Below are 12493 nucleotides of genomic sequence, written 5' to 3'. Positions count from 1 at the left end.
TTCGGTCGTGCGTAGCACGACCAGTATCGCACGCCGGGGTTCGTCGCACGTCATCGCGTCCGTGTGGACGTGCTCGGGCGAGGACTACGGCGCGCGTCCGTCGTCCGGGCCACAGGCATAAACCGTTCGTGGCTCATGCTGTCGGTCGGAACTCGTCACGTGCTGTTCTCGGCACCATCGGGCGAAAGCGAACTGGCAAACAAAATTCGGCGGTAGATACTTCCGACAGACAGCATCAGACGGCGTACTCCGATTCCCGAAGCTGGACGTAACTACCGTTGCGATAGCCGAATTTCGCTTTGCCGTAGCGTGCGAGCACCGAGAGACCGGCGCGACCGGCAAACGGCGCTCGCAGCGCGCGATACCGTCCGTCGTCGAGCATGCGGCCGACCGCTGCGAACGCACGGTCCCAGTCCGGGGGTTCGAAGCCGGCCACGACGTCGGCCATCGCGACGTTCCGGAGGATTTCGTCGCCGACCGCGCGCTTCCACTCGCGGTTGTACGCCGAGAGTGCGCCCGCACCCGCCAGCGACCCCGCGATTTTGCCGGTGCGCACCGCCACGTGGTCGCCGCCCTCGTGGAAGGCGGAGGTCGCACCCATTGCACCGCCGACGATGGCGACGTTCGCGCCGGTGGGTGAATCGATTGGCCGTGTCGAGGAGATGGGATAGGTCTCGGTGCCGCCGCGCTTGCCCCGGTTCTCGACCAGTGGGAAGTCCGCGAGGTCGTAATCCGGATACTCGGTTTCGAGCAGCCGTTCGACGTACTTCTTTCCAGAGGGAACCGTCGTGTCGCCGGGTTCGAGCAGTCGGTAGCTTCCGGGGTTGTGCACCTCGTCGATGTCGAGACCGATGGGCATCGTGAGGCCCACGCGGGCCACACGGCCCTCGTTCGGGAATACCCACGGGTAGGCGGTGTGGCCCGGCATCGCGCCCCACCAGAATTTGAGGAGGTCGTCGTCGAACAGTTCGGGCGGAAACTCCCGATACTCCTGATAGGCGATGTGGTTCGCGCGGTTCGAGGCGAGGTCCTCCAGCCGTTGCTCCGCGACGAACTCGGCGAGCACTCCACGAGTAACCGTCCGCTGTGGCCCGTCGGCGAGAATCAAGTATTCGGTCTCGATTTCGTGACCGTCGTGCAGCGTGAGTGTGTGGCTCCCGCGGCGGTCGATGTCGACGTCCTTGACGCTCGTGCCGACCCGATAGGCAGCGCCAGCGTCCTCACAGCGCTCGCGCAGCCAGTCGTCGAAGCGCGCGCGATGGAAGGTAAAGCCGAAATCGGGAGACGAACTGTCCATCCCTGTCTCCCGAATCGTGATGCGCTCGGTAGGGCCGGCGAACGTCGCCCCGTCCAGTTCGCGCAGGATCACGTCGTCGGGAACCGCCTCCGGGAGGTCCATCAGGTCGACCCAGTAGTCGAGCATTCCCGCGGCGTCGGTCGAATCGGGTCCCAACGCTTCGCGGTCCTCGCGCGGGACGCCCTTCTCGAACACCACCGTCTCGGCGTCCTGTCGCGCCGCTGCCCGTCCGGCCGAAGTACCCGCCGGGCCACCGCCGACGACCGCCACGTCAATCCGCTCCATACGAGTCCGGCCAGCGCCGCGAATAAATGTCTCCCGCTCGGCGGTCGTCCCAAAGGACGGGTCCAACGGATGGACTTAATGACGGTGGCCGCCGAACACCGGCCATGACCCGAACGAGGGATGGACGATGAGCGGCGACGAACCGGACATCGTGGTGCGCCGTGAGGGCGTCCACGGCATCCCGGCCAGCGAGTACGCGGCGGCGCTGCGCGAGCGCCTCCCGGAGTACGACATCCGGTTGGCGCGCACGCCCGAAGAGGAGCGAAAGCTCATCACGCGGACGCAAGTGGTCGCCGGCAAGACGGTCGACGAGGAACTCCTCGACAGCGCTGAGAGCCTCGAACTGCTCGCCTGTTCGTACGCGGGCTACGGCCACCTCCCGATGGACGCCATCGAACGGCATGGGGTGAGCGTGACGACCGCTTCGGGTGTTCACGGCCCCAACATCGCCGAGGACGTGCTCGGATACCTGCTCACGCTCACCCGCCGCCATCACGAGGGCTGGCGACGCAAACAGCGCCGGGAGTGGCGTGCCTACCCGGTCGGCGAGTTCGCCGGCTCGACGGTCACGGTCGCGGGACTCGGCGCGCTCGGGAGTGCCGTCGTCGAACGGCTACAGGGCTTCGACGTCGATACCATCGGGATTCGTCACTCGCCCGAGAAGGGTGGCCCGACCGACGAGGTGGTGGGTCCCGACCGCCTGCACGAGGCGCTCGCTCGCACCGACCACCTCGTGCTCACGGTGCCGCTGACCGACGAGACGGAGGGCATGATCGGCGAGGCGGAGTTCACGACGCTGCCGCCGGATGCAACGGTCGTGAACGTCGCGCGCGGACCGGTCATCGACACGGCGGCGCTCGTCTCGGCGATTCAGTCGAACGCCATCGGCGGGGCGGCCCTCGACGTGACCGACCCCGAACCGCTGCCCGAAGACCACCCGCTCTGGGGCTTCGAGAACGTCCTGATTACGCCGCACAACGCCGGCAACACGCCGAAATATTACGAGCGCCTCGCGGACATCCTCGCCGAGAACATGCGACGCGTGGCCGACACTGGCGAGTACGATGGCCTGAAGAATCAGGTCGCGTAGTCGCCTCAGACCCAACCCTCTTCGAGGAGTAACTCGCCGTTCAGCACGCTCGCGCCGGCCGCCCCGCGCAGGGTGTTGTGGGCGAGGCAGTTGTACTGCACTCCATTGCTCGTCTCGCGGATGCCGCCGGCCGCGACGCCCATCCCGTCGCCGACCATCCGGTCGAGGCGCGGCTGTGGGCGGTCCGGCTCTTCGAAGACCTCGATGAACTGGGCGGGCGAGCTGTGGAGGTCGAGCGAGGGAGCCTCGCGCATGGCCGCCGCCGCGTCCTCGGCGGTGACCTCCTCGTTGGTTTCGGCCCAGACGTTTTCGAGGTGGCCGTCGAGGGTGGGCACGCGATTGCAGGAGGCGGCCACGTCAGCATCGTGATGGCTGAGTTCCGCGCCGTCGAACTCGCCAAGAAGCTTGCGAGATTCGGTCTCGATTTTTTCCTCCTCGCCGCCGATGTGGGGCAGCACGTTGTCGATGATCTCCATCGAGGTCACGCCCGAGTAGCCGCCGCCGGAGACCGCTTGCAGGGTGGCGACGTGGGCGGTCTCCAGTCCGAACGAATCGAGCGCCGCGAGCGTCGGCACTGCGGTGATGGTCGAGCAGTTGGGATTCTTCACGAGCGCGCCGTCCCAGCCCCGCTCGTCGCGCTGGACTTCGAGCAAGTCGAGGTGGTCGTGGTTGAGTTCGGGAATCGTCAGCGGCACGTCCTCGGCCATTCGTGCGTTCGAGGAGTTCGACGAGACGACATAACCGGCCTCACAGAGGTCGGGTTCGACGCGCTCGCCGACCGAGGAGGGCAGCGACGAGAACAGCAAGTCGATGTCGTCGGGGATCGCCGCGGGGTCGGTCTGGCGAACTTCCAAGTTGGCCACCTCCTCCGGAATCGGCGTTTCGATGCGCCATTTCGCGGCGTCACGGTAGGACCGACCCGCACTCGTCTCGCTCGCGGTCACGCAGGCTAGTTCGAACTCGGGATGCGGGTCGAGCAGTTGAATCAGCCGCTGTCCGACGGCTCCGGTCGCACCGAGGACGCCAACGTGTGTCATTGCCCGACGTAGGACAAACCCGATGAAAACTGTTCTGGTCGGTGCAGGTTCTACTGGGCGACAGCGCCCTGCTGCTTGCGCGCGACGTAGCCCGCGATGCGATTGCGAACGCCCTTCGACTCGACGTTCGTCAGCGCAGTGACGCTCTCCTTGTTGTGCTCGAAGTCGGTCGAGAACGCCTCCGGATACCGTTCGAGCAGCAGGTTGCCCGTCTTCTTGATGTAGGCCGGTTTGATTGCCATATCCAATCCTTCTTCGCCCGGCGTATAAACGGCCCGTTCTCGCTCGTGCCACTCCGCTCGAAGATGGTTCGACCGTCGATTCGGAACACGAGTCAATATAAATATAGTTGCCGAAACCGATAGTATGGTGGAGGAAAACCGATTTTGTCATGGATACGAAACAACAATCGGAAATCAGTCATCAGCGCATTGTCGTTGGTTCGCTCGCCGCCGCAGTATTGCTCGTGATTGCATCACGACTCCTGTGGTTCGTCCCAATTGCCGAAATCGTTATCGTTTGCGTCTCCATCTTGGGTTTGTACCTATTCTGGCGATTCGTTGTCGCCATCGAAGAAATCTCACGAAAGACGTGATATCATCAACTGTCGGGGCAGTCATTCACGGACGGTATGTAACGTTCACCCGATTTCGTCGTTCCACGCCGTGAGTTCACCGATGCGTGCCATCGCCTCGCGTTCGCGCTCGCCGCCGCAGGTTGCGACCACGTCGGCGAAGTAGTCGAGTCGCTCGCGGAGTTCGTCGGTATCGTAGGCCGGCACGTCGAGCCGGGAAGTCGCGACGGTGGCCTCGATGACCGCGCCGTAGCCGCGGCTGGTCGTCGGCACAGTCCGTTGCTCGATACCCGTCTCGACCGGCGTGAGTTCCCACTGCTCCCATCCCGTGCCGTCCGATTCGCCTTCATCCACCGATTCGACTGTGACGCGCGCCCATGCCGCTGCCGCCGGATGCACGGGCGAGGAGCGTTCGTGAATCGAGAGCGCGCTCTCGACGAACACTACCGGGTCGCACAAGAATTGGACGACGCCCCCGCCCTCTTCGTGGAAGTTGCGCCGCGTTCGCGTGCGCCCCCACGTGCGTGCCGTGACCGGTTCGCCGGCGTGGAGACCGAGCGCCGCGAAGTTCCACTGCCCATTGGGACCGAGCGTCCCCACGACCGATTCGGTAACGCCCCGAAGCTCGACTGGCCACTCGACCACCTCCTGCGAGTCGGTCATACCGCGAGTCCGTCTTCGAGCGCGATGAACAGCCCGGCCGCGACGAGGTCCGCCGTCGTTCCCGGATTCACCTCGGCGGCGACGAGTTCCTCGGCGAGCGTTTCGGGGTCGACATCGCCGCGGAGAGCTGCCCGCGCAGCCTCGGTGACTTCGCGGGCAGTCGCCTCGTCGTGGCGCTTCACGACGAAGGTGTCCGGTTCGCTCGCGAGCGCTTCGAGGAAGGCCCGTGCAGCGCGGTCCGGCACCGGACCATTGGCGCTCACGATGCGCTCGGCGGTCTCGAAACTCCGCGAAAAGCGCGAGACCCACTCGCGGGCCACGCCATCGTACTCGACGCTCGCCGCGAGCACGTCTTCGAGCGTCAGTTCGCGCGCTTCGAGTTCCGGAATCGCGTCCGCGCCGCGGCGAACGTCGAGGTCCTCCATTCCCTTGGGCGGGTCGCCGATACCCATGTCGACGTGCTCGAAGGCGCGATAGAACCCCGCGGCGTCGGCGACGGTTGTCTCCTCGACCACTTCGGCCGCATGCTCGGGCGTCAGTTCGCCGGTCGCGCTCGCCCGGACGAGCGGGACGAGCAACAAGAGTGCGCCGAACTGGGTGTTGCCGCCGCGCTGGTCGGCCATTCCCGCGACCGCTCGCTCGAAGGACTCACCGACTGGTTCGCCCGTACCGACCATCCGGAGTCCATCGTTCGCCCCGACCGCGCCGGCCATGAAGTGCTCGAAACGGAGGTCGGGATACTCGCGAGCGCGGTCGACGTTGCCGGGTTTGGGCGTGCCCGTGACCTCCAGCAACAGTGCCAATTGGGCGTTCTGGACTGGGGTTCTCATCCGCCCGCTCCCGCCTGCTCGACTCGCGTCTCGAACCACTCGTCGACCGCTTCGCGTACATGCCGGAGAACCGCGGGCCGGTCGCTTGGACGGCCGACGCTCACGGCGTCAGCACCGTCGTCGAGGTACTCCCGGGCGGTTGCGGTGTCGCGCACGCCGTTGTTGGCGATGACGAACAGGTCGGTCGCGTCCGCCACATCACGAATCACGGATTCGGAATCCATTGCGTCGACGTGGATGATGTCTGCACCGGCCGCCGCGACCCAGCGCGCGGTGTCGGGCAGCGAGACGCCGGGGACCTCCGCTCGGACCTTCACGCTCACCGTTGCGCCTGTGTCGGCGGCGGTCTCGACCTGCTCGCAGAGGCGGTGGGCGTCCCGGAGCAGGGTCTCGCCACAGCCGACCGCGCACAGCTCGTCCTGTCGGCAGTGGGCGTTGAGTTCGATGATGGCGTCGTGCTCGTGGCAGGTTTCGGCCGCCTCCCTGATGGGCGCGCGCGAGCCGCTGCGAACGTTGAAACCCGCCCGAATCGGGGCGTCGTCGAGTGCGCCGAGTTCGCGGTCGACGAACGCCAGCGGGTCCGATGGCAGAAACTCCTCGCGGTCGCGGTCGACCAGTTGCCGAGCGGCCCGCCTCGATGGTTTGTCGATGGCGATGCCGCCGAGAAACGCCGCGCCGGCGTGGGCTTCCGCTCGGCGTGCCCACGCGGCGTCCGATTCGCCGCTCAGACTCGCGAGTGCGAGGCGAGGGTCGAACATCAGACCGCCTCCTGTGCGAGGTCGAGCGCGTCCGCAACCGCCCGCACGACACGCATCGAGTCTTCTCGGTTTTCGATGGTGATGTCGGTCGTGACCGTCGGCCGACCGAGACTGGTGGGGTCGCGCTCGTCGACGACGAACGCATCCGCGAAGGGGTACGATTCGACCATTCCCGCGGTGCTCGCCTCCACGTTCGTGCTCTCCATGAGTTTCGCCGCCGGTCCCGAAAACAGCCGGTCGCCGACGAACGGCGAGACGGCGACCACGGTGGTCTCGGCGAGCGCTTCGGGAACGCCATCGAGCGCGAGCAGCGGCCCGATGCTCGTCACGGGGTTCGACGGGCCGATGACCACCGGCTCGGAGAGCGCCTCCAGCACCTCCTCGGTCGGCTCGGCGCGCTCGCCACCCCGAAACTCGACGTCTTCGACCGTCGGCTCGCCACCGTGTGCGACCCAGAACTCCTGGAAGTGCATCGCGCTCTCAGAGGTGTGAACCATCGTCGCCACCGGGTCGTCGCTCATCGGCAGCAGTGAGATATCGAGCGAGAACGCGTCGGCGAGGCGCTTCGTGACGTCGGTAAGCATGTGTCCCTCATTGAGGAGGCTCGTCCGCAGGAGATGCATAGCCCTGTCGCGGTCGCCGATGGTCATGAACTCACCCACGGCCGAAAAGCGTCGCCAGCGTGCGAGTCGTGGACCATCGGTCTGGCGCTCGTCGGCGAGATACCGCGGGCCTGCCTCGAAGCCCGCCCGCGCCGAGAGGTCGCGGAGTTCGTCGTGAGTAGTGGTACTATCGCCGTCGATGCCCCACCAGTGCTCGCGGTCGAGGACGCCGCCCCGCTCGAACAGGACGGTATCGAGGTCCGGACAGACCATCAACCCGCCGAGTTCCACGTCGTCGCCGGTGTTCCCGACCACCGTGAGGTCCGCCGGGTCGAAGACCTCCCTCGCTCCGGCCAGTAGCTTCGGCGTGCCGGTGCCCCCGGAGAGAAACGTCACCATACGCCGACTCCACGACGGGCGGAGTAAACGCTTGTGCTCACCGCAGCCGACGGAATCCACCGTTCGATAGCGGGGCGGTGGCGTCGGCGCGCGGGAGCAGCGCGGTGCGACCGAAGGGAGCGCCGTGGATGCGAACGGGGAGCGCAAGCGACCCGTGAGCACGTCGGAGACGTGCGACTCGTGCGAGGGATGAGCGAACGAGCGCAGCGAGTGAGCGAATCGGTTGGGGAGGGTGTGGCTTGCGGCCTCTCGTTGTGGTCGGCTGTCGTAGCGTGAATATCGAGTCGATGATTACAGGAGAGCCGACACTGAGAGAGCCAACAAACACGAACAGGGCCGAAGTTTTTCACCGAACGCGCCGAAAATAGGCCCAATGAAGACCATCAAGGACAGCGTCCACGACCACATCGAGGTTTCGGAGGTGGCACAGGACCTCCTCGATACCAAACCCGTCCAGCGTTTGCGCCACATCCGCCAACTCGGCACCGTCGATCTGGTCTACCCCTCGGCCAACCACACCCGCTTCGAGCACAGTCTCGGGGTGTATCACCTCGCCGACCGCGCGCTCTCGCATCTCGGTATCGAGGGCAGACAGGCCGAGCGCGTCCGTGCGGCCGCGCTGCTCCACGACGTGGGCCACGGACCCTACAGCCACAACCTCGAAGCCCTCATCCACCGCCACACCGGCGACTACCACGACGACGTGGACGAACTCCTTTCGCGTGGCGAGGTCGCCGAAATCCTCGAAGCCCACGACCTCGACCCCGAACGCATCGCGGGGCTGGTCGCCGGCGAGGGCCGGCTCGGTCAACTGGTCTCGGGCGAACTCGACGTCGACCGGATGGACTATCTGGTGCGCGATGCCCACCACACCGGCGTTCCCTACGGCACCATCGACCACGGCCGGTTGGTCCGTGAACTTCGCTTCGTCGATGGCGAACTCGCGCTCGCGGCGGGCAACGTCCAGACGGCCGAGGCGCTGTTGCTCGCGCGCGCGCTGATGAACCCCGTCGTCTACAACCACCCGGTCGCCCGCATCGGCAAGGCGATGCTTCGCCGGGCGACCGAGCGCCTGCTCGACGGCGACCTGAGTGGGACAGAACTGCGCCGGATGGACGACCACGACCTACTGGTGACGCTGCGGAACGACGAGCGCACGTCGAGGGACGCAGAACGCCTCGGCCGGCGCGACCTCTACAAGCGGGCGGTCTGGGCCGAACTCCGCGACACGCCCGACGAACTCGTCGATGCCGACCACACTACGGTCCGCGAGTGGGAAGCCGAAATCGCCGAGCGGGCAGGCGTCGATGCCGAGAGCGTGATTCTCGACGTACCGGCGCGCCCGACCATGACCGAATCCTCCACGCGCGTCGTCGTGAGCGGCGAGATTCGCCCGCTCGGCCGGCAGTCGACGCTTGTCGAGGCGCTCAAGACCACCCAACGCGAACAGTGGCGACTCGGCGTCTATGCGCCGGCCGACGACGCCGAGCGGATTGGGACGGTGGCCGTCTCGGTGCTCGGTCTCGACATCGAGGGCACGCTCGTCTCGGATGTCCGTCCGGGCGTTCATGCGACGCTCGACGAGTTCTCGACGGAGTGATGGCGACGACAGCAATCGAAAACGTCGTCCCCGCAGTCGATACCCTCGCTGTGCTCACTCGCCGGAGAGTGCGGCGCGAACCCTCGGCAGTTCGGCGGCGATGGCGCGGCGTTTCAGCAGAACGAACCCCGAGAAGATGACGACGAAGCCGACGACGGTGACGGCGTCGATGACCTCGCCCAGCAGCAGCGCGCCCGAAAGCGCGGCGAACACCGGCGCGACGTAGGAGACGAGGTTGATTTCGACCGGGCCGAGTCTGGAGAGCAGGTCGAAGTAGATGAGAAAGCCGACCGCGCTTGAGGCGACCGAGAGATAGCCCAGTGCCGCGAGTCCGGGGATGGCGACCTCGACGCCCGCGAGCGATTCTGACGAAAGCACGCTCGCGGCGTGTAACACGATGGCTCCGAGGGCCATCGACCACGCCTCCATCGTCGGCGCAGGGAGGGCCGCCGAAATCCGCTCCGAGGTGACGCTGCCGAGCGCGAAGGAGACCGCCGCCGCGAAGACGAACGCCTTGGGGAGGAGGTCCCCGCCGAGGAGGTTCTCCGGCGTCGGGCGCGTGAGGACGGCGACGCCGACCAGTCCGAGGAGGATGCCGGCGACGCCGACTCTGGAGAGGCGCTCGTTCGGGAGGAACGCGCGGGCGAGCGCCGGCGTCAGCACCGGCGAGAGGCTGACGATGACCGCCGCGGTGGCGCTCGTGGTGTTCTGCTCGCCGATGAACAGCAGGGCGTGATAGCCCGCGATGATGAACACGCCGCCGACGGCGACCAGCAACCACTCGTCTCTCCCTTTGGGTCGCCAGCGGTCGGTCGCGTACACCGCATACCCGAGCATAATGATGGCCGCGAGGTCGAAGCGAAACGCCGCGAAGAGGACGGGTGGGAAATATCCCAGCCCGGCCTTGATGGCCATGAACGCGGTACCCCAGACGAACGCGAGCGCGAGAAACGCCAGCAGGTTCCGATAGCGCATGGCGTGTCTCCGATTGACCATCGCCTGAACGTTTCGCTCCCGGCGCGTGCCGCCGTATATTTTAAGTTGCGGTAGCGCCAACGAATCGCATGGCCGCATACGGCCGGCCGGCGCTGCGTGACCTCTTCGACGACTCGCCCACCCCGCACATCGCCCACCCGCCGCGAACCCACCACCGGGGGTTCTACGTCGCCACCGATGGCTCCTTTCGCGCCGCGGGCGGCGGTCTCGGCGTCGTCATCGAGACCCGCGACGGCGAGCGCGTCGCCCGGCTCGCCCTTCCCGACCACGCGCCCGACAACAACGTCGCCGAGTACCGCGCGCTGCATCTCGGTCTCGACGTGCTCGCCGCCAGAGCACCACGCGACGCCCGTGTGGGCGTGCTCGTCGACCACGACGCGCTCGCGGCGAACGCCAACAGAACGCTGCTCGCCACCGACGAGGGCTGGTGTCCAGACGAGCCGCTCACGATACCCGACCGCTCCCGCCATCACTGGCGCGGCATCCAGGCACGCCTGCGCGGCTTCGCCGACTGTCGGGTGGCACGCATCGAGAGCGCCGACAACCCCGCTCATCCGCTGGCGAACGCACCCACCCAATACAGCCACGTCAACGACGAGCCAAACCGGTGTGTGCTCCCTGCCACCTTCGACACCGACGAGATGATTCCGCCGCCCTCGCGCGCCGACCGGCCCCACGTTTTTACTTCGGGGGATCGCGCGCCGCAGGCGCGCTCAACCCCTCGCAAAAACCTGGACTAAAAACTCCCGCTCGCAAACCGCGCGAGCGGTAAACCGCGCTCACTGCGCTCGCGCGGATGCCACCACCCTCCACACCGTACCCACCAACCACACAGCACCGCAGAAGCCCTCGCTCACTCCGTTCGCTCGCCCTTCATCCGCCAGGGACCGCATCCGCACCCGCACCGCAACCGCGCCGCAACCGCGACCGCCGCTGCGCCGGCCAGCGCCATCGGCCATCATTTATCCTTCGGCGGTCGTAGCCGTTCCATGAACGAAACGCGCCGTGCGGTGCTCGCTGCCATCGCCGACGAGGCGGTCTCGGGACCCGCCCTCGCCACCCGCCTCGGCGTCTCGCGCGCGGCAGTCTGGAAGCACATCGAGGCGCTCCGCGAGGCCGGATTTTCCATCGAGAGCGGCGGAGACGGTTATCGCTTGGTCGAAATCCCGGACTACGGCGGCCCGGCCATCGCGTTCGGTCTCGACGCACCCTTCGATGTCGAATATCACGACAGCCTGCCGAGCACGAACGCCCGCGCGCGCGACCTCGCCACCGAGGGCGAAACCGATGTCGCGGTGGTCGCGGACGAACAGACCGGCGGCCGCGGCCGGCTCGACCGCGCGTGGCACTCGCCGCCGGGCGGTATCTGGCTGAGCGCCCTCTGTCGACCCGATGTGCCGCCGGCCCACGCCCCAACAATGACGCTCGCGGCGGCGGTCGCAGTCACGGAAACCGCCCGCGAGCACGGCGTCGATGCGGGTATCAAGTGGCCCAACGACGTGCTCGTCGGCGAGGAAAAGCTCGCGGGCATCCTCACCGAGATGGAGGGCGAGGCCGACCGCGTCGCGTGGGTCGTCGTCGGCATCGGCATCAACGTCCACGAGGAGGGGCTTCCCGACGGCGCGACCGGACTGTGCGCGCATACCGAGGAAATCGACCGCCGCGCGTTCGTCCAGACCCTTCTCGAACGGTTCGACGAACTCGGCACCGACCCCGAAGAGGTGCTCGCGGCGTGGCGCGACCACGCGCTCACGCTCGGGCGACGAGTGCGCGTCGAGACGTCGACGGGCGATGTCGTGGGTACAGCTCGTGAAATCGAATTTCCGGGCACGCTGGTCGTCACGACCGACGACGGACCTGTCCGCGTTCACGCCGGTGATTGCGAACACCTGCGCCCCGCCTAGGCGCTCTCGTCGGTTCCGTTGTCGGGGTTCCCGCCGACGCGCACGGTGAGCACGGGGACTGGAGAGGTGCGGACGACGCGTTCGGCGACGCTTCCCAACAGGAGGCGGTCGATGCCGCCGCGACCATGCGTTCCCATCACGATGAGGTCACAGCCCGCCTCATCGGCGTAATCGACGATCTCCGCGCTCGGGGAGCCTTCGACCAGCACGCGCTCGGTGGGGCTATCGCCGGCGCGTTCGGCGGCCCGGTCGAGCGCCGTCTCGCCCTGTTCGTTCATCATCGCGCTCAGCCCGCCAACCGCACCGTCGCCCGGCAGCCCGGCATACCCCGCCGTGTTGACGACGTACACCGCGTGGAGGTCGGCGTCGTGGACGGCCGCGAGACCGGCAGCGTGGTCGACGACGGCATCGGCCTCCGGCGAACCGTCGGTCGGCACGAGAATCCGCTCGTACATACC

At 67.1% G+C, this 12493-nt stretch carries 13 protein-coding genes; 4 read left to right on the top strand and 9 right to left on the bottom strand.

Annotated elements, in window-relative coordinates; genetic code table 11:
- Positions 1-235: 235 nt before the first annotated feature.
- Positions 236-1582: an NAD(P)/FAD-dependent oxidoreductase gene (locus tag ACQUQO_RS09720; RefSeq protein WP_435077792.1), complete on the bottom strand. Its 1347-nt coding sequence runs from the start codon at positions 1580-1582 to the stop codon at positions 236-238.
- Between the two features lie 127 nt (positions 1583-1709).
- Here ACQUQO_RS09720 and ACQUQO_RS09715 point away from each other — a divergent pair, with 127 nt between their 5' ends.
- Positions 1710-2672 (top strand): D-2-hydroxyacid dehydrogenase, encoded by a 963-nt coding sequence (locus tag ACQUQO_RS09715; RefSeq protein ID WP_435077791.1) that lies wholly within the window; start codon positions 1710-1712, stop codon positions 2670-2672.
- Between the two features lie 5 nt (positions 2673-2677).
- Here ACQUQO_RS09715 and asd read toward each other — a convergent pair whose 3' ends face one another.
- The 6 genes from asd to cofD form a co-directional block, all read right to left on the bottom strand.
- Complete coding sequence (gene asd / locus ACQUQO_RS09710) at positions 2678-3709, bottom strand: aspartate-semialdehyde dehydrogenase (RefSeq protein WP_435077790.1); 1032 nt, start codon at positions 3707-3709, stop codon at positions 2678-2680.
- Positions 3710-3759: 50 nt separating this feature from the next.
- Positions 3760-3951, bottom strand: coding sequence for a 30S ribosomal protein S17e (locus ACQUQO_RS09705; RefSeq protein ID WP_435077789.1), 192 nt, complete (start codon positions 3949-3951; stop codon positions 3760-3762).
- 398 nt (positions 3952-4349) lie between these two features.
- Positions 4350-4946 (bottom strand): DUF447 domain-containing protein, encoded by a 597-nt coding sequence (locus tag ACQUQO_RS09700; RefSeq protein WP_435077788.1) that lies wholly within the window; start codon positions 4944-4946, stop codon positions 4350-4352.
- The gene (locus ACQUQO_RS09695; protein WP_435077787.1) at positions 4943-5776 is read right to left on the bottom strand and encodes a triphosphoribosyl-dephospho-CoA synthase; all 834 of its coding nucleotides are present in this window, start codon (positions 5774-5776) and stop codon (positions 4943-4945) included. Before ACQUQO_RS09695 ends, ACQUQO_RS09700 begins: the two co-directional genes overlap by 4 nt.
- On the bottom strand, positions 5773-6534 hold the full coding sequence (locus ACQUQO_RS09690) for a tRNA-dihydrouridine synthase (RefSeq protein ID WP_435077786.1): 762 nt from the start codon (positions 6532-6534) through the stop codon (positions 5773-5775). Before ACQUQO_RS09690 ends, ACQUQO_RS09695 begins: the two co-directional genes overlap by 4 nt.
- Positions 6534-7535 (bottom strand): 2-phospho-L-lactate transferase, encoded by a 1002-nt coding sequence (cofD, locus tag ACQUQO_RS09685; RefSeq protein ID WP_435077785.1) that lies wholly within the window; start codon positions 7533-7535, stop codon positions 6534-6536. Before cofD ends, ACQUQO_RS09690 begins: the two co-directional genes overlap by 1 nt.
- 373 nt (positions 7536-7908) lie before the next feature.
- Between cofD and ACQUQO_RS09680 the strand changes: the two genes are divergently transcribed.
- Complete coding sequence (locus ACQUQO_RS09680) at positions 7909-9135, top strand: HD domain-containing protein (protein ID WP_435077784.1); 1227 nt, start codon at positions 7909-7911, stop codon at positions 9133-9135.
- A 54-nt stretch (positions 9136-9189) separates the two neighbouring features.
- Here the strand turns inward: ACQUQO_RS09680 and ACQUQO_RS09675 are convergent, their stop codons facing one another.
- Positions 9190-10110 carry a DMT family transporter gene (locus ACQUQO_RS09675; RefSeq protein ID WP_435077783.1) on the bottom strand — a complete coding sequence of 307 codons (921 nt, stop codon included), beginning with the start codon at positions 10108-10110 and terminating at the stop codon, positions 9190-9192.
- 89 nt (positions 10111-10199) lie between these two features.
- On the opposite strand from ACQUQO_RS09675, the gene ACQUQO_RS09670 reads away from it, so the two are divergent.
- Positions 10200-10871 (top strand): ribonuclease H, encoded by a 672-nt coding sequence (locus tag ACQUQO_RS09670; protein WP_435077782.1) that lies wholly within the window; start codon positions 10200-10202, stop codon positions 10869-10871.
- Positions 10872-11120: 249 nt separating this feature from the next.
- The gene (locus tag ACQUQO_RS09665) at positions 11121-12035 is read left to right on the top strand and encodes a biotin--[acetyl-CoA-carboxylase] ligase (RefSeq protein ID WP_435077781.1); all 915 of its coding nucleotides are present in this window, start codon (positions 11121-11123) and stop codon (positions 12033-12035) included.
- On the opposite strand, the gene ACQUQO_RS09660 is transcribed toward ACQUQO_RS09665, so the two are convergent.
- The gene (locus ACQUQO_RS09660) at positions 12032-12490 is read right to left on the bottom strand and encodes a universal stress protein (RefSeq protein WP_435077780.1); all 459 of its coding nucleotides are present in this window, start codon (positions 12488-12490) and stop codon (positions 12032-12034) included. The genes ACQUQO_RS09665 and ACQUQO_RS09660 overlap by 4 nt on opposite strands.
- Positions 12491-12493: the final 3 nt, after the last annotated feature.

Origin of the sequence: Halococcus sp. AFM35, from assembly GCF_051195015.1 — an archaeon.
In the GTDB taxonomy this organism is placed as follows: Archaea; Halobacteriota; Halobacteria; order Halobacteriales; family Halococcaceae; genus Halococcus.
This window is presented reverse-complemented; position numbering and strand designations above follow the sequence as displayed.

What these genes read in the sequence shown, in the direction of transcription:
- ACQUQO_RS09680 (WP_435077784.1), top strand. Translation starts at nt 7,909, where the DNA reads ATGAAGACCATCAAGGACAGCGTCCACGACCACATCGAGGTTTCGGAG.
- ACQUQO_RS09670 (WP_435077782.1), top strand. Translation starts at nt 10,200, where the DNA reads ATGGCCGCATACGGCCGGCCGGCGCTGCGTGACCTCTTCGACGACTCG.
- ACQUQO_RS09720 (WP_435077792.1), bottom strand. Translation starts at nt 1,582, where the DNA reads ATGGAGCGGATTGACGTGGCGGTCGTCGGCGGTGGCCCGGCGGGTACT.
- ACQUQO_RS09660 (WP_435077780.1), bottom strand. Translation starts at nt 12,490, where the DNA reads ATGTACGAGCGGATTCTCGTGCCGACCGACGGTTCGCCGGAGGCCGAT.
- ACQUQO_RS09700 (WP_435077788.1), bottom strand. Translation starts at nt 4,946, where the DNA reads ATGACCGACTCGCAGGAGGTGGTCGAGTGGCCAGTCGAGCTTCGGGGC.
- ACQUQO_RS09675 (WP_435077783.1), bottom strand. Translation starts at nt 10,110, where the DNA reads ATGCGCTATCGGAACCTGCTGGCGTTTCTCGCGCTCGCGTTCGTCTGG.
- ACQUQO_RS09705 (WP_435077789.1), bottom strand. Translation starts at nt 3,951, where the DNA reads ATGGCAATCAAACCGGCCTACATCAAGAAGACGGGCAACCTGCTGCTC.
- ACQUQO_RS09690 (WP_435077786.1), bottom strand. Translation starts at nt 6,534, where the DNA reads ATGTTCGACCCTCGCCTCGCACTCGCGAGTCTGAGCGGCGAATCGGAC.
- asd (WP_435077790.1), bottom strand. Translation starts at nt 3,709, where the DNA reads ATGACACACGTTGGCGTCCTCGGTGCGACCGGAGCCGTCGGACAGCGG.
- ACQUQO_RS09715 (WP_435077791.1), top strand. Translation starts at nt 1,710, where the DNA reads ATGAGCGGCGACGAACCGGACATCGTGGTGCGCCGTGAGGGCGTCCAC.
- ACQUQO_RS09695 (WP_435077787.1), bottom strand. Translation starts at nt 5,776, where the DNA reads ATGAGAACCCCAGTCCAGAACGCCCAATTGGCACTGTTGCTGGAGGTC.
- cofD (WP_435077785.1), bottom strand. Translation starts at nt 7,535, where the DNA reads ATGGTGACGTTTCTCTCCGGGGGCACCGGCACGCCGAAGCTACTGGCC.
- ACQUQO_RS09665 (WP_435077781.1), top strand. Translation starts at nt 11,121, where the DNA reads ATGAACGAAACGCGCCGTGCGGTGCTCGCTGCCATCGCCGACGAGGCG.